The organism is Aeromonas dhakensis (assembly GCF_000820305.1).
Lineage (GTDB): Bacteria > Pseudomonadota > Gammaproteobacteria > Enterobacterales > Aeromonadaceae > Aeromonas > Aeromonas dhakensis.
Window position 1 is genome coordinate 24,132 of the sequence record NZ_CDBH01000038.1, and the last position, 17,038, is coordinate 41,169.

22 protein-coding genes are annotated in these 17,038 nt (G+C 60.4%); 10 read left to right on the forward strand and 12 right to left on the reverse strand.

Annotated features, from left to right (window positions below; genetic code table 11):
- Positions 1-16 precede the first annotated feature (16 nt).
- Genes yggU through BN1143_RS09345 form a run of 4 tightly spaced genes read right to left on the reverse strand, consistent with a single transcriptional unit; the run spans position 17 to position 2,494 of the window.
- Positions 17-316 (reverse strand): DUF167 family protein YggU, encoded by a 300-nt coding sequence (gene yggU / locus BN1143_RS09330; protein ID WP_005304998.1) that lies wholly within the window; start codon positions 314-316, stop codon positions 17-19.
- Positions 316-867 carry a YggT family protein gene (locus tag BN1143_RS09335; RefSeq protein WP_005305000.1) on the reverse strand — a complete coding sequence of 184 codons (552 nt, stop codon included), beginning with the start codon at positions 865-867 and terminating at the stop codon, positions 316-318. The genes yggU and BN1143_RS09335 overlap by 1 nt, the downstream gene beginning before the upstream one ends.
- A 40-nt stretch (positions 868-907) precedes the next feature.
- Positions 908-1,732 carry a pyrroline-5-carboxylate reductase gene (proC, locus tag BN1143_RS09340; protein WP_017780457.1) on the reverse strand — a complete coding sequence of 275 codons (825 nt, stop codon included), beginning with the start codon at positions 1,730-1,732 and terminating at the stop codon, positions 908-910.
- 60 nt (positions 1,733-1,792) lie between these two features.
- Positions 1,793-2,494, reverse strand: coding sequence for a YggS family pyridoxal phosphate-dependent enzyme (locus tag BN1143_RS09345; protein ID WP_042050361.1), 702 nt, complete (start codon positions 2,492-2,494; stop codon positions 1,793-1,795).
- A 39-nt stretch (positions 2,495-2,533) separates the two neighbouring features.
- Between BN1143_RS09345 and tapT the strand changes: the two genes are divergently transcribed.
- Genes tapT through yaaA form a run of 3 tightly spaced genes read left to right on the forward strand, consistent with a single transcriptional unit; the run spans position 2,534 to position 5,511 of the window.
- Positions 2,534-3,568, forward strand: coding sequence for a type IVa pilus ATPase TapT (gene tapT, locus BN1143_RS09350; RefSeq protein WP_005305010.1), 1,035 nt, complete (start codon positions 2,534-2,536; stop codon positions 3,566-3,568).
- Positions 3,569-3,596: 28 nt separating this feature from the next.
- Positions 3,597-4,706, forward strand: coding sequence for a type IVa pilus ATPase TapU (gene tapU / locus BN1143_RS09355; protein WP_017787575.1), 1,110 nt, complete (start codon positions 3,597-3,599; stop codon positions 4,704-4,706).
- A gap of 31 nt (positions 4,707-4,737) precedes the next feature.
- Entirely contained in the window at positions 4,738-5,511 is a 774-nt protein-coding gene (yaaA, locus tag BN1143_RS09360) for a peroxide stress protein YaaA (protein ID WP_017783834.1), read from the forward strand.
- Between the two features lie 176 nt (positions 5,512-5,687).
- Here the strand turns inward: yaaA and srmB are convergent, their stop codons facing one another.
- Positions 5,688-6,911 (reverse strand): ATP-dependent RNA helicase SrmB, encoded by a 1,224-nt coding sequence (srmB, locus tag BN1143_RS09365; RefSeq protein WP_042007906.1) that lies wholly within the window; start codon positions 6,909-6,911, stop codon positions 5,688-5,690.
- A 128-nt stretch (positions 6,912-7,039) separates the two neighbouring features.
- Here srmB and BN1143_RS09370 point away from each other — a divergent pair, with 128 nt between their 5' ends.
- The 3 genes from BN1143_RS09370 (at position 7,040) to brnQ (BN1143_RS09380) (ending at position 10,920) form a co-directional block, all read left to right on the forward strand.
- A complete protein-coding gene (locus tag BN1143_RS09370; RefSeq protein ID WP_042050363.1) occupies positions 7,040-7,750 on the forward strand; it encodes a tRNA1(Val) (adenine(37)-N6)-methyltransferase in 711 nt (236 codons plus the stop codon).
- Positions 7,751-7,941: 191 nt separating this feature from the next.
- Positions 7,942-9,249, forward strand: a complete 1,308-nt coding sequence (gene brnQ / locus BN1143_RS09375) for a branched-chain amino acid transport system II carrier protein (protein WP_005305030.1) — start codon at positions 7,942-7,944, stop codon at positions 9,247-9,249.
- Between the two features lie 393 nt (positions 9,250-9,642).
- Positions 9,643-10,920 (forward strand): branched-chain amino acid transport system II carrier protein, encoded by a 1,278-nt coding sequence (brnQ, locus tag BN1143_RS09380; RefSeq protein ID WP_042050364.1) that lies wholly within the window; start codon positions 9,643-9,645, stop codon positions 10,918-10,920.
- 64 nt (positions 10,921-10,984) lie between these two features.
- On the opposite strand, the gene BN1143_RS09385 is transcribed toward brnQ (BN1143_RS09380), so the two are convergent.
- From BN1143_RS09385 to zur, 3 genes are read right to left on the reverse strand one after another with little or no spacing between them, the layout of a single operon-like run.
- Complete coding sequence (locus tag BN1143_RS09385) at positions 10,985-11,212, reverse strand: hypothetical protein (protein ID WP_005305036.1); 228 nt, start codon at positions 11,210-11,212, stop codon at positions 10,985-10,987.
- Between the two features lie 4 nt (positions 11,213-11,216).
- Positions 11,217-11,678 (reverse strand): chemotaxis protein CheX, encoded by a 462-nt coding sequence (locus BN1143_RS09390; RefSeq protein WP_005305039.1) that lies wholly within the window; start codon positions 11,676-11,678, stop codon positions 11,217-11,219.
- Complete coding sequence (gene zur / locus BN1143_RS21895; RefSeq protein WP_005305041.1) at positions 11,668-12,126, reverse strand: zinc uptake transcriptional repressor Zur; 459 nt, start codon at positions 12,124-12,126, stop codon at positions 11,668-11,670. Before zur ends, BN1143_RS09390 begins: the two co-directional genes overlap by 11 nt.
- 138 nt (positions 12,127-12,264) lie before the next feature.
- Between zur and dusA the strand changes: the two genes are divergently transcribed.
- Positions 12,265-13,251, forward strand: a complete 987-nt coding sequence (gene dusA / locus BN1143_RS09400) for a tRNA dihydrouridine(20/20a) synthase DusA (protein WP_024943335.1) — start codon at positions 12,265-12,267, stop codon at positions 13,249-13,251.
- 2 nt (positions 13,252-13,253) lie between these two features.
- The gene (locus tag BN1143_RS21900) at positions 13,254-13,403 is read left to right on the forward strand and encodes a hypothetical protein (RefSeq protein ID WP_005305049.1); all 150 of its coding nucleotides are present in this window, start codon (positions 13,254-13,256) and stop codon (positions 13,401-13,403) included.
- 75 nt (positions 13,404-13,478) lie between these two features.
- Here BN1143_RS21900 and BN1143_RS09405 read toward each other — a convergent pair whose 3' ends face one another.
- The 3 genes from BN1143_RS09405 to BN1143_RS22375 form a co-directional block, all read right to left on the reverse strand.
- Entirely contained in the window at positions 13,479-13,904 is a 426-nt protein-coding gene (locus BN1143_RS09405; RefSeq protein WP_005305052.1) for a hypothetical protein, read from the reverse strand.
- Between the two features lie 101 nt (positions 13,905-14,005).
- A complete protein-coding gene (gene hupA / locus BN1143_RS09410) occupies positions 14,006-14,278 on the reverse strand; it encodes a nucleoid-associated protein HU-alpha (protein ID WP_005305063.1) in 273 nt (90 codons plus the stop codon).
- A gap of 58 nt (positions 14,279-14,336) precedes the next feature.
- On the reverse strand, positions 14,337-14,522 hold the full coding sequence (locus BN1143_RS22375; protein ID WP_156141296.1) for a hypothetical protein: 186 nt from the start codon (positions 14,520-14,522) through the stop codon (positions 14,337-14,339).
- Positions 14,523-14,619: 97 nt separating this feature from the next.
- Here BN1143_RS22375 and BN1143_RS09415 point away from each other — a divergent pair, with 97 nt between their 5' ends.
- Together BN1143_RS09415 and BN1143_RS09420 are read left to right on the forward strand one after the other, a co-directional pair.
- Positions 14,620-15,105 (forward strand): Rsd/AlgQ family anti-sigma factor, encoded by a 486-nt coding sequence (locus tag BN1143_RS09415; RefSeq protein WP_005305066.1) that lies wholly within the window; start codon positions 14,620-14,622, stop codon positions 15,103-15,105.
- Between the two features lie 101 nt (positions 15,106-15,206).
- On the forward strand, positions 15,207-15,587 hold the full coding sequence (locus tag BN1143_RS09420; protein ID WP_005305070.1) for a PilZ domain-containing protein: 381 nt from the start codon (positions 15,207-15,209) through the stop codon (positions 15,585-15,587).
- 71 nt (positions 15,588-15,658) lie between these two features.
- Here BN1143_RS09420 and radA read toward each other — a convergent pair whose 3' ends face one another.
- Positions 15,659-17,023 (reverse strand): DNA repair protein RadA, encoded by a 1,365-nt coding sequence (gene radA, locus BN1143_RS09425; RefSeq protein WP_005305075.1) that lies wholly within the window; start codon positions 17,021-17,023, stop codon positions 15,659-15,661.
- Between the last annotated feature and the right edge of the window lie 15 nt (positions 17,024-17,038).

The following is a 17,038-nucleotide window of genomic DNA, read 5'->3' on the forward strand; positions in this document are numbered from 1 at the left end:
TGTCATCCTTCTCGTGTTAACCCTGATTGTCCAGCAGGGCACTGACCTCGGCGGGGATCTGCCTGGGCGCCTCGATGGCGACCGTCTTGTGCCGTCCCAGCTCCCCCCGCACGATGCGAACCTGCCCCTTGGCCACCTTGAACTGCTTGGCCAGATACTTGATCAAGTGGCTGTTGGCCTGACCATCCACCGGCGGCGCCGTGATGGCCACTTTCAACTCTTCTCCGTGCAATCCGACGATCTGATCCCGACTCGCCTTGGGCTGGATCATCAGATGCAATACCAGCTCATCCCCTTCCCGCAGGACGGCTGCCATCAAATCATCCACCACAGCTGGCCGAACAGATCCCCCAACAGATAGTTTATGGCCTGCAGCCCGATAAAGGCGACCAGCACGGAGAGATCCAGCCCGCCCAGCGCCGGCAGAATGCGACGGATAGGGGCCAGGAAGGGCTCGGTCAGCTGGTGCATCACGTACTCGATGGGGTTGCGCCCCTGGCTGACCCAGCTCAGGATGGCGCGGATCAGCAGCACCCAGAAGATCATGGAGCCAGCCTTCTTCAGCACGGTGAGGGCGGCAAACAGGCTGAGGGTGAGCCAGTCGGCCAGCAGCACGTTCATGCTCTTGAGCAGCGCCAGCTTGGCGAAGGCGATCAGCAACGCCAGCAGCACCGAGGCCAGATCCAGCCCGCCCAGCCCGGGAATGACCCGGCGCAGCGGCACCACCAGCGGGTTGGTCAGCTTGACCACCATCTGGCTCATGGGGTTGTAGAAGTCGGCACGGGCCCACTGCAGCCAGACGCGCAACAGCACCACCATGAGATAGAGGTCAAAAATTGTATTAATCAGAAAGTAAGCAGTGTTCATCTGGGCTCCAGGTTGCAACTGAGAGTAACGAAAATCGGGTTCAGAACAGGGTTTCCATTTCGCCGGCCCGAGCAACGGCCGCCTGCATGGCTTGCGCAGTCAGCGGCATCAGCCCCTGCTGCTGGAAAGTCTTGATCGCTTCGGCGGTGGTGCCACCCTTGCTGGTCACCTGCTCGCGCAGGGTCTGCAGCGACAGCTCGGGATTCTGCTCGACCATGGCAGCCGCGCCAAGGGCGGTCTGCTGAACCAGCAGGCGGGCCTGCTCGGGGGAGAAGCCCATGGCCTCGGCCTCCTCGGCGATGGCCTGCATGAACAGGAAGAAGTAGGCAGGCGCACTGCCGGCCGCGGCGATGACGCCGTTGATGCCGGACTCCTGCTCCACCCAGAGGGTTTTGCCTACCGCCTGCATCATCTGCTCGGCCAGCTCACGATCGGCCTGCTCGATGCCGGGCGGGGCGTACAGCCCGGTCATGCCCAGCCCCAGCAGAGAGGGGGTGTTCGGCATGGTGCGGATGATCCGGCCGTGGCCGCCCGCCATTTCGGCCAGCCGTGCCACCTTGATGCCGGCGGCGATGGAGATGAGCAGCTTGCCCTCCAGCGTGCCCAGCGCCGTCACCAGCGCGCTCAGCATGGCCGCCATCAGCTGCGGCTTGACCGCCAGCACGATGACTTCGGCCGCCCGGGCCGCCTCGGCGTTGTCCTGGGTGACGCGAATGCCGTAGTCGCCAGCCAGCGCATCCAGCTTGGGCCGACTGGGGTTGGCGGCAATGATCCGGTCAGCCGGGTAGCCCGCCTGAACCAGGCCGGCAATGATGCTGCGGCTCATGTTGCCTGCCCCGATAAAGGCGAGGGTTCTGTACTGCATCAAACACTCCTGTGATCTGAAAAAGGCAGAGCCCGCATGCGCCGCATCACGGGCTCCTGCTCATGAATAGTCGCGGGCACCGAAGATGGCGGTACCGACCCGCACCATGGTGCTGCCGTGGCCGATCGCCAGTTCGAGATCCTCGGTCATCCCCATCGAGAGGGTGTCCACGCCCGGGTATTGTCGCGCAAGCTCGGTGAACAGAGCCTGCATGCGCACCATCTGGGCAGCCAGTACCGCCTCGTCGCTGGTGTGCTCCGGAATGGCCATCAGACCGCGCAGCCGCAGCCGCTCGCACCGGGAGACCAGTTCGGCCAGACGGAAAATCTCTTGTTCCGACGTTCCGGATTTGCTGCTCTCTCCGCTAATATTGATTTGCAGACAGACATTTAGCGGCGCGAGCCCGGTCGGGCGCTGGTTGTTGAGGCGTTCGATCAGCTTCTCTCTGTCCACGCTCTGTACCCAGTCGAACCGCTCGGCCACCAGCTTGGACTTGTTCGATTGCAGCGGGCCGATAAAGTGCCACTCTATGTCTGTACAGGTCCCCTGCTCATGCAGGGTATCTATCTTGGTGGCCGCTTCCTGGGCGTAGGATTCGCCGAAGCGGCGTTGACCGGCGGCATAGGCCTCGCAAACGGCCTCCAGCGGTTTGGTCTTGCTGACCGCCAGCAGCTGGATGTGATCGCCGCGTCGGCCAGCCCGGCTGGCGGCTTGTACAATACGTTCCTTTACCTGAAGCAGGTGCTCGGCAATCTGGCTCATGTTTCGTTCGTGATCTTGTGATGGGAGAATGACAAATCTATGGATATCACAGAGTTATTGGCTTTCAGTGTAAAACATAAAGCCTCGGATCTACACCTCTCGGCCGGGGTTCCCCCGATGATCAGGGTTGATGGCGAGGTTCGCAAGATCAATTTGCCCGCCCTGGAGCACCGGGAAGTACACGCCCTCATCTATGACATCATGAACGACCACCAGCGCAAGGAACTGGAAGAGAACTTCGAGGTGGACTTCTCGTTCGAGGTGCCGAACCTCGCTCGCTTCCGGGTCAACGCCTTCCAGCAGGCGCGCGGCTCCGGCGCGGTATTTCGGACCATCCCCAGCACTGTGCTGAGCCTGGAAGATCTGGATGCCCCGGAGATCTTTCGCAAGATTGCCGAATACCCGCGCGGCCTGGTGCTGGTGACCGGTCCGACCGGCTCGGGCAAATCCACCACCCTGGCGGCCATGGTCAACTACATCAACGAGAACTTTCATCACCACATCCTCACCATTGAAGACCCCATCGAATTCGTGCACGAAAACAAACGCTGCCTGGTGAACCAGCGGGAAGTGCACCGCGACACCAAGAGCTTCAGCAACGCCTTGCGTTCGGCGCTGCGGGAAGACCCGGATATCATTCTGGTGGGTGAAATGCGCGACCTCGAGACCATTCGCCTCGCCATGACCGCGGCCGAGACCGGCCACCTGGTGTTCGGCACCCTGCACACCTCGTCGGCGGCCAAGACCATCGACCGGATCATCGACGTCTTTCCCGGTGCGGAAAAAGACATGGTGCGCTCCATGCTCTCCGAATCGCTGCGGGCGGTCATCTCCCAGACTCTGCTCAAACGCATCGGTGGCGGCCGGGTGGCGGCCCACGAGATCATGATGGGGATCCCGGCAGTGCGTAACCTCATCCGGGAGGACAAGATCGCCCAGCTCTACTCGGTGATCCAGACCGGGATGACCCACGGCATGCAGACCATGGATCAGAGCCTCAAGCAGCTGGTGAGCCGCGGCATGGTGGCAGCGCTGGATGCCAAGGCCAAGGCGGTCGATCCCAACACCATCTAACCACGACGAATCTAGGGAAGGAGTCGTTATGAATCTGGATGCCCTGCTGACCGAGCTGGTCGCCCGCAAAGGCTCGGATCTGTTCATCACGGTCGGCACGCCGCCGACCCTCAAGGTCAACGGCCACCTGCAGTCGCTGGCAGAAGCGCCCCTCGACAAGGCAAGGGCACTGGCGCTGGTCAAAGAGACCCTGAGTCAGGATCACTTCGAGCGTTACCTGCGCACCAAGGAGGCCAACTACGCCATCCACCGCGAGGAGCTTGGCCGTTTTCGGGTCAGTGCCTTCTGGCAGCAGGAGCTGCCCGGCATGGTGCTGCGCCGCATCGAGACCCGCATCCCCACCTTCGACGAGCTGGCACTGCCCCCCATCTTGCAGGAGATAGCCCTGGCCAAGCGCGGACTGGTGCTGTTCGTCGGTGCCACCGGAGCCGGCAAATCCACCACCCAGGCGGCCATGATCGGCTATCGCAACCAGCATGTGGACGGTCACATCCTGACGGTGGAAGATCCGGTGGAGTTCGTGCATCAGCACGGCCGCAGCCTGATCACCCAGCGCGAGGTGGGCATAGACACGGAGTCGTTCGACGTGGCGCTGAAGAGTTCGCTGCGTCAAGCGCCGGACGTGATCCTGATCGGCGAAATCCGCAGCCAGGAGACCATGGAGTTTGCCCTGCAGTTTGCCGAGACCGGTCACCTCTGCCTCGCCACCCTGCACGCCAACAATGCCAACCAGGCGCTGGATCGCATCCTGCATCTGGTGCCGCAGGAGAAACACCGTCAGTTCCTGTTCGATCTCTCCTTCAACCTGCGCGCCATCGTGGCCCAGCAACTGTTGCCCAGCCCGGATGGACGGCGTCGTTTTGCCGCCTTCGAGGTGTTGCTCAACACCCCGCTCATCACCGATATCATCCGCAAGGGGGAGATGCATCGCCTCAAGGAGGTGATGACCAAGTCCACCGAACTCGGCATGCAGACCTTCGATCAGGCGCTGTTCGCCCTGTTCTGTGCCGGCCAAATTGGCTACAGTGAGGCCCTTGCCCATGCCGACTCCGCCAACGACCTGCGACTGCTGATCAAGCTGTCGGGCCGAGAACAGCTGGGTTCAGGCACACTCGACAACGTCACCCTGGATGAATGAGGGGCGTGCGTCACCGCTATAAAGGATCGTTATGCTGATTGTGGTTTCCCCGGCCAAGACGCTGGACTACGAGTCGCCGCTGGTGACTTCCCGTTTCACCCAACCCGAGCTGCTGGACCACTCCGCCGAACTGATCGGCCGCGCCCGCCAGCTGAGCCCGGACCAGATCGCCAGCCTGATGAAGATCAGCGACAAGCTGGCCGGCCTCAACGCCGCCCGTTTTGCCGACTGGCAGCCTGATTTCACCCCGGCCAACGCCCGTCAGGCACTGCTGGCCTTCAAGGGGGATGTCTACACGGGGCTGGCGGTGGAGGATTTCAGCGAGGCGGACCTCGACTTCGCCCAGGCCCACCTGCGCATGCTCTCCGGTCTCTACGGGGTGCTGCGTCCGCTCGATCTGATGATGCCCTACCGGCTGGAGATGGGCATTCGGCTCGACAACGCGCGCGGCAAGGATCTCTATCAGTTCTGGGGCGACATCATCACCGAACACCTGAACAAGGCGCTGGCCGCCCAGGGGGACGAGGTGCTGATCAACCTCGCCTCCGACGAGTACTTCAAGTCGGTACGCCCCAAGGCCCTGCAGGGGCGCATCATCACGCCGGTGTTCAAGGACGAGAAGAACGGCCAGTTCAAGATCATCAGCTTCTACGCCAAGAAGGCGCGCGGCATGATGGCCCGTCACATCATCAAGCACAGACTCACCAAGGTGGAACAGCTGACCGGGTTCAACGCCGACGGCTACTACTTCGTACCGGAAGAGTCCGATGCCAACACCCTGATGTTCAAACGCGCTGAAAATTAATTACGACCCGAGGGAACCAATTTCAGGATCCTCCAGTCTGAATAGGTGAATCCTCTGTTGTAAGCACTTTTTATTGGCCGACGTTTATGCGTCGGCTTTTTTCTGCCCGACATCCGGCCCATCAAACGCCAAAAAGCACAACGGCCATCCAGGGATGGCCGTTGTGGCGGGCAGGCTTACTTCTTTTTCTTCTTGGTAGACTTCTTCTTGTCGTCCTTCGGCTTTTTCTTCTTCACCGGCACTCGCGCCTCCTTGTGCTTGGGACGCAGCTCGTCGATCACCCGGCGCTTGAGGCGCTCTTCGGTGTAGCGTTCGATCTTGGCCACCATGGCCATGTCGTGAGCTTCCACCAGGCTGATGGCGCAACCGCGGTTGCCGGCGCGGCCGGTACGGCCGATACGGTGAACGTAAACATCGGCGCCGTAAGGCATGTCGTAGTTGATGACGTGGCTGACATTGGGCAGGTCAATGCCGCGGGCCGCAACGTCGGTGGCGATGAGGAAGGGCACCTCCCCTTCATGGAACTTGCGGATCGACTCGATGCGCTTGGCCTGCTCCATCTCGCCGCGGATCCAGGCGCAGGGCACGCCCGCCGCCTGCAGCTGGCCAGAGAGCTCCGCCAGCCGCTCGCGGGTCTTGACGAAGATGATGGCCTTCTGGGTTTCCGGGTTCTTCAGGATGTGCACCAGCAGTGCCAGCTTGTGAGCAGCGTCGTCGGCCAGGTGAACCCACTGGGTGATCGGGCGACGCTCGCTGCGCGGCGGCTCGGCATGCAGCTCAACCGGATCTTTGAGGATCTCGCTGGCGAACTTCTCGAGACCTGCCCCTTCCAGGGTGGCGGAGAAGAGCATGGTGTGCTTGCGATAGCGCGCCTCTTCCACGATACGGTTCACGTCCTTGATGAAGCCCATGTCCAGCATGCGGTCTGCTTCATCCAGCACCAGCACCTCGATGTCGTGGCTCTCGAACTCCTCCTTCTCGATGTACTCGAGCAGACGGCCCGGGGTGGCGACCACTATGTCGGTGGTCTTGGTCAGGGCCGGCAACTGCTCTTCGTGGCTGACGCCGCCGATGATGGTCTCGATGCTGAGATTGGTGTGGGCCGCCAGCGCCTTGGCGTGAGCGGTCACCTGCAGCGCCAGCTCGCGGGTCGGAGTCAGCACCAGCATGCGGCAGGGGCCCGGCTTGCGGCGCGGGAAGTCCAGCAGATGCTGCAGCGCCGGCAACAGGAAGGCGGCGGTCTTGCCGGTGCCGGTCGGGGCGGATGCCAGAATATCGCGGCCGTCCAGGGCTGGCTCCAGCACCATCTGCTGGATGGTGGTGGGGCGGGTGAAACCCATCTCGGCCAAGGCCCGGTTGAGGGCTGGATTCAGGTCGAAATCATCAAAGGACTGGCTCATGGCAATACTCGGTCATTAAGGAAACGGCAGATTATAGGCGATTATGTCGTCGGCTCCTATGGTGACTGTGCCTTAGCCGCTATAATCGCCGACCATTTTCTGCGAGGCAGGTACAGGACGGGAGTCGGATGGCACGAAACAGCGGTTTTACCTTCAAACAGTTTCACGTCGAGCACGATCGCTGCGCCATGAAGGTGGGCACCGACGGCATTCTGCTGGGCGCCTGGGCACCGCTCGGCAAAGCTCGCCGGATCCTCGACATTGGCACCGGCAGCGGCCTCATCGCCCTGATGCTGGCCCAACGCAGCCACGCCGATTGCCGCATCGATGCGGTGGAGCTGGATAAGCATGCGGCGCAGCAGGCCCGCGAGAACGCGGCCGCCTCCCCCTGGCCGCGGCGGGTCACCATCATAGAGAGCGCCATTCAGGGGTATCAGGCCGCCCCTTACGATCTCATCGTCGCCAACCCCCCCTACTTCGTGGCGGGCCAGTCATTTAGCGATCCCGCCAGGGCGATGGCCCGCCATACCGGCGCCCTCGACAGCCATGCTCTGCTGGCCGCCTGCGACCGTTTGCTGACCCCCGATGGCCAGGTCGCACTGGTCGTGCCGACGGCCATGGCCGATGAAATTTTATGCATTTCGGCGGATTATGATCTGCATGCCGTTTGTTATACAGCTGTTATCACCAGGGCGGGAAAAGAGGCAAATCGTGTTTTATTGCTACTTGGCAGAGGATTAAACAGGTGTGATAGGGGTGAAATTGTGATCCATTCTGCTGAGGGAACCTATTCCGACAGATATATCCAACTGACTAGCCCCTTCTATTTGAAGATGTAAATTTCGTCTTGAACTATTTTTTCACGCCATTATGCTGACTCCTAAACGAGCGCCCGCTCCAGACCAGCTCAAACCACTGGTTGCGATGAAAAAACAAGCGGGGCTCCTTTTTTTTCCCCCTGAACAACGCCGGTCACCGACCAATAAAAAACTATAACAAGCAATAGTTTACAAGACAGACGAGGTTGAACTTGACGAAATCACTCACATTGTCCGACGTGCTCGGACTGGGCTTCATGACCTTCGCGTTCTATCTGGGCGCCGGTAACATCATCTTCCCGCCGCTGGCCGGCTACATGGCGGGTGAGCACCTCTCTCTGGCCATGCTGGGCTTCCTGGTGACCGCCGTGGGTCTGCCCCTCATCACCATCATTGCCGTCGCCAAGGCCGGCAACGGCTGGGCCGGCATGACCAAGCTGCTGCCGGCCGGCGTGGCCACCGCACTGGCCGTCGCCATCTACATCATCATTGGCCCGGCCTTCGCCGCCCCCCGCACCGGTCTGGTGGCCTACGAGATGGGCCTCAAGCCCTTCATCGGCGACATGGGCCAAGCCGGCCTGTTTGCCTACACGGTGCTGTTCTTCGGGGTGGCCATCCTGGTCTCTCTGAATCAGGGCAAGCTGATGGACGCCATCGGCAAATACCTGACTCCGCTGCTGATGCTGTTGCTGCTGACTCTGGCCATCGGTGTATTCGTGGCGCCGCAAGGCTCCATGCCCGTCTCTTCCGGCGACTATCAGAACGGCCCCTTCGTGAAAGGGATCCTGGAAGGCTACAACACCATGGACACCCTGGCGTCCCTGATGTTTGGCGCCCTGATCGTCGACCTGCTGCGCCAGAAAGGCATCCAGGACTACCGTAGCCAGTTCAAGTACCTGGCCATTGCCGGCATCATCTCAGCCATCGGTCTGTCCGTGGTCTATGTCTCCCTGTTCCAGCTGGGCAATACGGCTGCCGGCGTCGCCACCGACGTCAGCAACGGCGGCGCAATCGTCAACGCCTACGTACTGAGCCTGTTCGGCCAGCCGGGTCAGTTCATCCTGGCCGCCATCATCACCCTGGCCTGCTTCACCACCGCCGTGGGTCTGATCTCCGCCTGCTCGGACTTCTTCCACAACCTCACCGGCATGAGCTACAAGAAGCTGGTGGTCTTGCTGGGCGTCATCTGCGCCGTAGTGGCCAACGTGGGTCTGAGCCAGCTCATCAGCCTCTCCATCCCGGTGCTGGTCGCCATCTACCCGGTTGCGGTTGCGCTGGTACTGGTCACCTTCCTGAAGGGTTACTTCGGTCGTCCGCGCCTGGTGTTCCGTGGCGTGTTGATGGTTGCCTTCCTGTTTGGCTGCCTGGACGGCCTGGGTGCCGCCGGCATGAAGATGGATGCCTTCGCCTTCCTGCCGCTGTTCGACAAGGGCCTGGCCTGGTTGCTGCCGACCCTGCTGGCCTGTGGCCTCGGGATGCTGGTACGCTCCGGCGAGAAACTGGCTGCCGAAGCCGCTTGATTTCGCTCCCTCCCATGTCAAAGAGCCTGCCTTGTGCAGGCTCTTTTGTTTGTGTGCCATCTCGCCCGGCATGGTTTCCTGCCGACTATGTCATGCAGCCACGTCCTTTCCCGCTCTGCCCTCTCGCTTCCGCCAGTTGCAGTTCTATCGGTGATTTATTCTGGCCAACTAAATTGTTTCAAGATATTAATGTGTGATTGAGATCAAATATCTCTTCTTTATGCTCAAGATGGTACTCCTGTGACAATCTTCCGATGGCACAGGAGAGGGAAGCATTGTTATCCGGTTATCTGCCAGGCAGTGGGTGCAATCAACAAGAACAAGCTGATAAGGCAGATGAGGTCAGGTTTGACGAAATCACTGAAGTTGTCCGACATATTCGGACTGGGTTTTATGACGTTTGCGTTCTATCTGGGAGCAGGCAACATCATTTTTCCACCGCTGGCCGGCTTCATGGCCGGTGAGCATCTGCTGGCCGCCATGGTCGGTTTTCTGCTGACGGCGGTGGGTCTGCCTCTGCTGACCCTAGTCGCCGTTGCCAGAGGCAGCGCCGGACAGGGCAGCAGTGGCTGGACGGCGATGACCCGCCATCTGCCGACCTGGGCAGCCACGGCACTGGCCATTGCCATCTACATCATCATGGGGCCGGCCTTCGCCACCCCCCGTACTGGCCTGGTGGCTTATGAAATGGGGCTCAAGCCCTGGCTGGGTGACGCCGGCCAGCACGGTCTGCTGCTCTACAGCCTGCTCTTCTTCACACTGGTGATCCTGGTATCGCTGAACCGAGGCAGGCTGCTGGATGCGGTGGGCAAATACATGACCCCTGTCTTGATGGTGATGCTGCTGATCCTGGCGATCGGGGTCCTGGTTGACCCGCAAGGCACCCAACCAGAGGCCAGCGGTGACTATACAGATACGCCGCTCATCAAGGGCATGCTGGAGGGGTACAACACCATGGATACCCTCGGCTCCCTGATGTTTGGCGCCCTCATCATCGGCCTGCTGCAACGCAGGGGGATCGAGGACTACCCGAGCCAGTTCAAGTACCTGACCATCGCAGGGCTCATCTCGGCGGTTGGTCTCTCGGCTGTCTACATCTCCCTGTTCTACCTCGGCAACAGCGCAGCAGGCGTGGTGACCAGCGTCGACAATGGCGGCGCCATCGTCAACGCCTACGTGCTGAGCCTGTTTGGCCACTCCGGTCAGTTGATCCTGGCCGCCATCATCACCCTGGCCTGCTTCACCAGCGCAGTCGGCCTGCTCTGCGCCAGCGCCGACTACTTCCACGGTCTGGCCGGCTGGACATACCGCAAGTGGGTACTGCTGATGGGATGCGTCTCCATCCTGGTGGCCAACATCGGGCTGAGCCAGCTCATCAGCCTCTCCATTCCGATCCTGGTCGCCATCTATCCGGTCGCCATCGCACTGGTGCTGGTCACTTTTGCACAGGGCCGTTTCGGCCGCCCACGGCTGGCGTTTCGCGCCGTGCTGCTGGTGGCTTTTCTGTTTGGCTGTCTGGACGGGCTGGGAGCGGCCGGCATGCAGATGGATGCCTTCGCCTTCCTGCCGCTGTTCGACAAGGGGCTGGCCTGGTTGCTGCCAACCCTGCTGACCTGCGGCCTCGGCATGCTGCAGCGCCCCCGCGAGGCGCTGGCGGCAGAAGCCGCTTGACCCGTCAGCCAATAACGAAAGAGGCCAGCATCAGCTGGCCTCTTTCGTTGGGCGGGGTCTGCCGTTACAGCAGCGGATCCGGTTTGGGTTTGCCGGCCAGTCCGTACCAGTGGGTCTCCACTCGCCCGGCATGCCACTCAAAGGTTCCCCAGGGCTGTGCTGCCTGCCAACGCGGAAAATTCACGAGCACCCGGTTGTCTTCGTACTTGTAGAGCGAGGTGGTGATCTCGATGTCAGAGAGGATAAGCAGCAGGGCCCAGCCGATGAAGAACCATTTCAGCGCTTTCCACATAGGGTTACTCGAAGCAGATTTCGATGGTGGCCCGACCGTAATCTGATTCAAACGGCATCATGATCTTGGTGCCGTCGGCACGATGGGTGATGGTATGGTTGAGACCGGAGACGATGATGGGAGTCGCCATGTCGAATTCATACCCCTTCTCCCCCAGCATGCGCTTGGCACCGCCGGTCACCATGTTGGTGATCTCGCCCACCATGTCGGTCACCTCTTCATTGATGGTGGCCGGCGCCTCGCCCAGCATGCGGCGCATGATCTCCAGTGCCAGCCCCTTCTCGAAACTGATGGAGAGGGATCCCCGGGTCTGCGGGCCGACCATGCCGATGAGGCCTGAGACATCACCGCGCGCCAGCTCGTCCATCTTGCGCTTGGGTTTGCCCGGCTTGAGCTCAAGCTGTGCCATGGTGGAGAGCACATTGAGCAGGGAGAGCAGGAACGGGTTTACAAAATCAGCCTTCATGTTGACTTCCTACAGTGGGCGTACAGCGAGCACATTGGCCATGTGCCTCAATCGTCTTATTGGTAATAGTAAAGCCATGCAACTTGGCTTGCTCGGAAAACGCGCCATCGATCGCCGGATCATGCAGCTCGACCACCTCGCCGCACTGATCACAGATGAGTAGCTGCATCGGGTGGGCATGGTCGAAGTGACAGCAGAATATGAAGGCGTTGAGCGACTCCACCTTGTGGGCAAAACCCTGTTCGAGCAGAAAATCGAGCGCCCGATAAACGGTCGGCGGCTTGGCGTGGGCCTCTGTCTGTTGCAACTGGGCCAACAAATCATAGGCGCTGATGGCATTGCCATGGGCAGCCAGCAGCCTGAACACCTGACGTCGGGTAGGGGTGAAGCGGATCCCGCGTTGTTCGCAGAGTCGTTCGGCTCGTTGTAAAAGTTGGTCTTGATTCATGATCACGCAATTACCCTTTTTATTAGCCGGATACTATCACAGGGCCCCCTTTGGCGCGGTGACAAAATTCATTTTCTGGGGCTGCCTCACGTTGTGGTAAAATCCGCCCCCTTTGTTTAGCCAACCCGGATGATTTTTATGCAGGCGCAGCGTTTTTCCATCGCCCCCATGCTGGACTGGACCGATCGGCATTGCCGTTATTTCCATCGTCTGATGACTCGCCAGACCTTGCTCTATACCGAGATGGTGACCACCGGCGCCATCATCCACGGTAAGGGGGATTACCTGGGGTACAGCGAGCAGGAACATCCCATCTCCCTGCAACTGGGTGGCAGCAATCCGGCCGATCTCGCACGCTGCGCCAAGCTGGCCGAGGAGCGTGGCTATGACGAGGTGAACATCAACGTTGGCTGCCCCTCCGATCGGGTACAGAACGGCCGCTTCGGCGCCTGCCTGATGGGTGAGCCCGCACTGGTGGCCGACTGCGTCAAGGCGATGCGCGATCTGGTCGATATTCCGGTAACGGTGAAGACCCGCATCGGCATCGACGATCAGGACTCCTACGAATTTCTGCAGGCCTTCATCGAACAGGTGCGCGACGCCGGTTGCGATACCTTCATCGTCCATGCCCGCAAGGCCTGGCTGAGCGGTCTGAGCCCCAAGGAAAACCGCGAGATCCCGCCGCTCGACTATCCCCGCGTCTACCGGGTCAAACAGGATTACCCGGATCTCACCATCGCCATCAACGGCGGTGTCACTTCCCTTGAACAGACCCTCGAGCACCTGCAACACCTGGATGGCGTCATGATGGGGCGCGAGGCCTATCAGAACCCCTACATTCTGGCGCAGGTGGACAATCTAGTATTCGGCCAGAACAACGCCGTGCCGAGTCGCCACGAGGTGGTGCGGATGATGCTGCCCTATATCGAACAGGAGCTGGCCAAAGGCAACTATCTCTCCCACATGACCCGCCACATGCTGGGGCTGTTCCAGAACATGCAGGGTGCCCGTGCCTGGCGCCGTCACCTGAGCGAAAATGCCTGCAAGCCGGGAGCAGATATCCAGGTGGTGCTGGATGCCATGGCCAAGGTGCCGGAATTCGCCGCCACCGAAGCGGCGGAGTAACCATGTACCGCTTCACCGGTTCCTGGCTGCACAAGGCCATCGTCCGACTCTGCGCCGGTCTGCTCGCCATCCTGGGCGTCAAGCTCAGCGCCTTCTACTTCATCGGCCTGCTCATCGTGCTGGGGTTGCATCGGGACCAGCTGCTCGGCTGAACTCACCCCGCATCGACCAATAAAAAACCGGCAACACTCAGTGTTGCCGGTTTTTTTATGCTGCAGAGAGTGACGCTACTCCCCTTTCTCCACGAACTGCAGCTCGGGCGCCCTGGAGGTCAGCACATCGGCGCAGTAATCCCAGGTCGAGATGCGATAGTGCTGCAGATCCTCGTCCAGGTGCAGGCCGTCCGACTCCTGATGGAACCAGCTGGCAAACCGGGACGGGGTGATGAGCTGGATCTGCTCCTCGATGGCATGACTATCCTTGCCCTCGGCCAGATCGCAATCCTCCATGACCCGCACCGCGAAGATATGCCGGAAATAGACCCGGCACAGGATCTGCGGCGGCAGATCGATGCTGCGAGCCCTGCCCAGCATGATGGTGAGGGAATCGCTCCAGATATCCTGATGAAGTTCGGCCACGACCAGGCCCGGGGGGAGTTGGCGGGACGGAGCCCAAGGTACGGCAACCTGCCGAATGGCATTTTTCTGTTCCATCATCCACCTCACTACAGCGCACGCCATATCTTGAGTGTATCTGAAACAATTTCCGCTGACGATGGCAATAAAAAACCCGGCTGGCGCCGGGTTTTGGGGGATTACTTGACGGCGTCTTTGAGCGCCTTGCCTGCCACAAAGGACGGCACATTCGCGGCTGCAATCTGGATCTCTTTACCAGTTTGCGGATTGCGACCGGTACGGCCAGCGCGATGGTTCACCTTGAAGGTACCAAAACCCACCAACTGCACAGCATCACCTTCTTTCAGGCTCTGGGTAATACCATTGATGATCTCTTCCAGAGCAACTTTGGCCTGAGCTTTGCTCAGATCTGCTTTGGCTGCAATTGCATCGACAAGTTGAGCTTTGTTCATAACATTTCCTTTATGATCGGGCATTTAGCACCGGGCCACTCTATTCAAAAAAAAACACTCAGGCAAAGGCTTTATCAGCCGGATTGGCTTGAATGCTGGGGTTTTCATCAAGATCTGCGGAAATAGTCACATATCTCGCCCCTTCGTGATCGTAATTGACGGGAAGAGGAGAGCAAATGATGGCGCCTTGTAACCAAAACACCGCCCGGTGTAACAATATCCCCATGCCCCTATTGACGGTCAACCGGATTTTCCCTAGTTATAGGAAGGTGTCGTCAGTCCATAAAAAGGCCGGAGGCCTGTCACGATAGCACTCCATGCCTATGCCCCACGGAGGGAGTATGTTAACTGAACTGGAACAAACCAAACGCGCATTGGCAGGAAAGCACAGAGCTATCGATGACTGGCTGGACGCCAGACAGGCACTGCTGGTCGAGTACATGCGCCTCGCCGGCTTGAAACCCACCCGCAACAGCAAGCAGCGCTCGCTCCCGGGTCATGTGGAACTGCAAAGTTTCTGCGAACAGCTGGTCGACTACGTCAGTGCCGGCCACTTCGAGATCTACCACCATGTGGTGACCGCTTTCGAACAGGCCAGCGGCGACAAGCTGGAGCTGGCCAAGCGCATCTACCCCCATATCCGCGCCTGCACCGAGTTCGCGCTGGAGTTCAACGACAAGTACAGCAACGCGGACGAGGCCCAGATGCTGCTGCTGGATGAAGACTTGAACCAGCTTGGCCCCGTGCTGGAAGATCGTTTCAAGCAGGAAGATCGGCTGATCAAGGCACTGCAGGTAGTAGAGTCACTCAGCGCCCAGCAGGTTTGATATCCAATTTCGGAGCCAGTTCAAGATCCTGATGTGCAAGGTGCATTACACTCTATGTCATGACCTCTAGCACCCGTACCTATTGCTGACAGGAGATGAGAATGTCCGAGCGTCGCCGTTTTTCACGGATCCTTTACTTGACCATGGCCGATCTCGTCCAGGGCGATAAAAAATGGCGGACCCAGCTGGTCGATATTTCCCTGCAGGGCGCCCTGCTGATCCGGCCCGATGACTGGGAAAGCAATGACGACAAAGAGTACTCACTCAGCTTCGTGCTGAGCGGCAGTGACATCGAGATCAAGATGCAGGTCATGCTGACCCATGAAGCCAGCAAGAAGCTTGGGTTCTACTGCCATCATATCGACATCGACAGCGCCACCCATCTCAAACGGATGATCGAGCTCAACGTCGGCGATGAAGAGTTGCTACACAGGGAGCTGGAACAGTTGCTGAGCGAACATCTCGAACACCCTCACCCCTGAGCGGTACATTCAATGTAAAAAGGAGCGCCATTGCGCTCCTTTTTATTGCCTGCCTACGGCCACTATGCCGATTACAAGGCCTCCAGGGCATCAGCCAGCTTCTTGACCGGCACCACTTCCATGCCCTCGATGGGATGCTTGGGGGCATTGGCGTGCGGCACTATGGCCCGGCGGAAGCCATGCTTGGCCGCCTCCTGCAGCCGCTCCTGGCCGGACGGCACGGGCCGGATCTCGCCGGACAACCCCACCTCGCCGAACACCACCAGATCCTTGGGCAGGGAGTGATCGCGAAAACTGGAGACCATGGCCAGCAACAGGGCCAGATCCGCACTGGTCTCCTCTACCTTGACCCCGCCGACCACGTTGATGAAGACATCCTGATCCGCCATCTGCAACCCGCCGTGGCGATGCAGCACTGCCAGCAGCATGGCGAGCCGGTTGTGATCCATCCCCACCGCCACCCGGCGTGGATTGGAGAGCTGGGAGTAGTCCACCAGCGCCTGCAACTCCACCAGCAGCGGACGCGTGCCCTCCCAAATCACCATCACGATGGAGCCGGGCGCCTGTTCCTCACCGCGACTGAGGAAGATGGCGGAAGGGTTGCTCACTTCCCGCATCCCCTGCCCGGTCATGGCGAAGACCCCCAGCTCGTTGACCGCCCCGAAGCGGTTCTTGTGGGAGCGCAGGGTGCGAAAGCGGGAGTCGTGGCTGCCGTCGAGCAGCACGGAACAGTCGATGCAGTGCTCCAGCACCTTGGGACCGGCCAGGGTGCCATCCTTGGTCACGTGGCCCACCATGAAGATGGCGACGTGATTCTGCTTGGCATAGCGGGTCAGCAGGGCGGCCGCTTCCCGCACCTGGGAGACGGACCCCGGCGCCGACTGCACATCCGCCACATGCATCACCTGAATGGAGTCGATGACCATGATCTGCGGCTGCTCCTGCTGGGCAATCAGGCAGATCTGCTCGACCGAGGTCTCCGACAGCATGCGCAGCTTGTCGGTGGGCAGGCCGAGACGCGATGCCCGCATCGCCACCTGCTGCAACGACTCCTCACCGGTGACGTACAGGGTCTTCATCCGCTCGGCCAGGCCACACATGGTCTGCAGCAACAGGGTCGACTTGCCCGCCCCCGGGTTGCCACCGATCAGGATGGCCGACCCCGGCACCACGCCGCCGCCAAGCACCCGATCCAGCTCCTTGAAGCCGGAAGAGAAACGGGGGATCTCGGTGGTGGCGATCTCCGCCAGCGTCTGCACCTGGCTGCCGACGGCGCCGGCATAGCCGCTGTAGCGGGCGCTCTTGCCCGGGGTCACCGAGCCGAGACGCACCTCGCTGATGGTGTTCCACTCCTTGCACTCACTGCACTGGCCCTGCCAGCGTGTGAAGTCGGCGCCACATTCGGTACAAACATAGGCAGTTTTGTTTTTGGCCATGGATAACTCGGGGAC

What these genes read in the sequence shown, in the direction of transcription:
- yggU (WP_005304998.1), bottom strand. Translation starts at nt 316, where the DNA reads ATGGCAGCCGTCCTGCGGGAAGGGGATGAGCTGGTATTGCATCTGATG.
- BN1143_RS09335 (WP_005305000.1), bottom strand. Translation starts at nt 867, where the DNA reads ATGAACACTGCTTACTTTCTGATTAATACAATTTTTGACCTCTATCTC.
- proC (WP_017780457.1), bottom strand. Translation starts at nt 1,732, where the DNA reads ATGCAGTACAGAACCCTCGCCTTTATCGGGGCAGGCAACATGAGCCGC.
- BN1143_RS09345 (WP_042050361.1), bottom strand. Translation starts at nt 2,494, where the DNA reads ATGAGCCAGATTGCCGAGCACCTGCTTCAGGTAAAGGAACGTATTGTA.
- tapT (WP_005305010.1), top strand. Translation starts at nt 2,534, where the DNA reads ATGGATATCACAGAGTTATTGGCTTTCAGTGTAAAACATAAAGCCTCG.
- tapU (WP_017787575.1), top strand. Translation starts at nt 3,597, where the DNA reads ATGAATCTGGATGCCCTGCTGACCGAGCTGGTCGCCCGCAAAGGCTCG.
- yaaA (WP_017783834.1), top strand. Translation starts at nt 4,738, where the DNA reads ATGCTGATTGTGGTTTCCCCGGCCAAGACGCTGGACTACGAGTCGCCG.
- srmB (WP_042007906.1), bottom strand. Translation starts at nt 6,911, where the DNA reads ATGAGCCAGTCCTTTGATGATTTCGACCTGAATCCAGCCCTCAACCGG.
- BN1143_RS09370 (WP_042050363.1), top strand. Translation starts at nt 7,040, where the DNA reads ATGGCACGAAACAGCGGTTTTACCTTCAAACAGTTTCACGTCGAGCAC.
- brnQ (WP_042050364.1), top strand. Translation starts at nt 9,643, where the DNA reads ATGACGTTTGCGTTCTATCTGGGAGCAGGCAACATCATTTTTCCACCG.
- BN1143_RS09385 (WP_005305036.1), bottom strand. Translation starts at nt 11,212, where the DNA reads ATGTGGAAAGCGCTGAAATGGTTCTTCATCGGCTGGGCCCTGCTGCTT.
- BN1143_RS09390 (WP_005305039.1), bottom strand. Translation starts at nt 11,678, where the DNA reads ATGAAGGCTGATTTTGTAAACCCGTTCCTGCTCTCCCTGCTCAATGTG.
- zur (WP_005305041.1), bottom strand. Translation starts at nt 12,126, where the DNA reads ATGAATCAAGACCAACTTTTACAACGAGCCGAACGACTCTGCGAACAA.
- dusA (WP_024943335.1), top strand. Translation starts at nt 12,265, where the DNA reads ATGCAGGCGCAGCGTTTTTCCATCGCCCCCATGCTGGACTGGACCGAT.
- BN1143_RS21900 (WP_005305049.1), top strand. Translation starts at nt 13,254, where the DNA reads ATGTACCGCTTCACCGGTTCCTGGCTGCACAAGGCCATCGTCCGACTC.
- BN1143_RS09405 (WP_005305052.1), bottom strand. Translation starts at nt 13,904, where the DNA reads ATGGAACAGAAAAATGCCATTCGGCAGGTTGCCGTACCTTGGGCTCCG.
- hupA (WP_005305063.1), bottom strand. Translation starts at nt 14,278, where the DNA reads ATGAACAAAGCTCAACTTGTCGATGCAATTGCAGCCAAAGCAGATCTG.
- BN1143_RS09415 (WP_005305066.1), top strand. Translation starts at nt 14,620, where the DNA reads ATGTTAACTGAACTGGAACAAACCAAACGCGCATTGGCAGGAAAGCAC.
- BN1143_RS09420 (WP_005305070.1), top strand. Translation starts at nt 15,207, where the DNA reads ATGTCCGAGCGTCGCCGTTTTTCACGGATCCTTTACTTGACCATGGCC.
- radA (WP_005305075.1), bottom strand. Translation starts at nt 17,023, where the DNA reads ATGGCCAAAAACAAAACTGCCTATGTTTGTACCGAATGTGGCGCCGAC.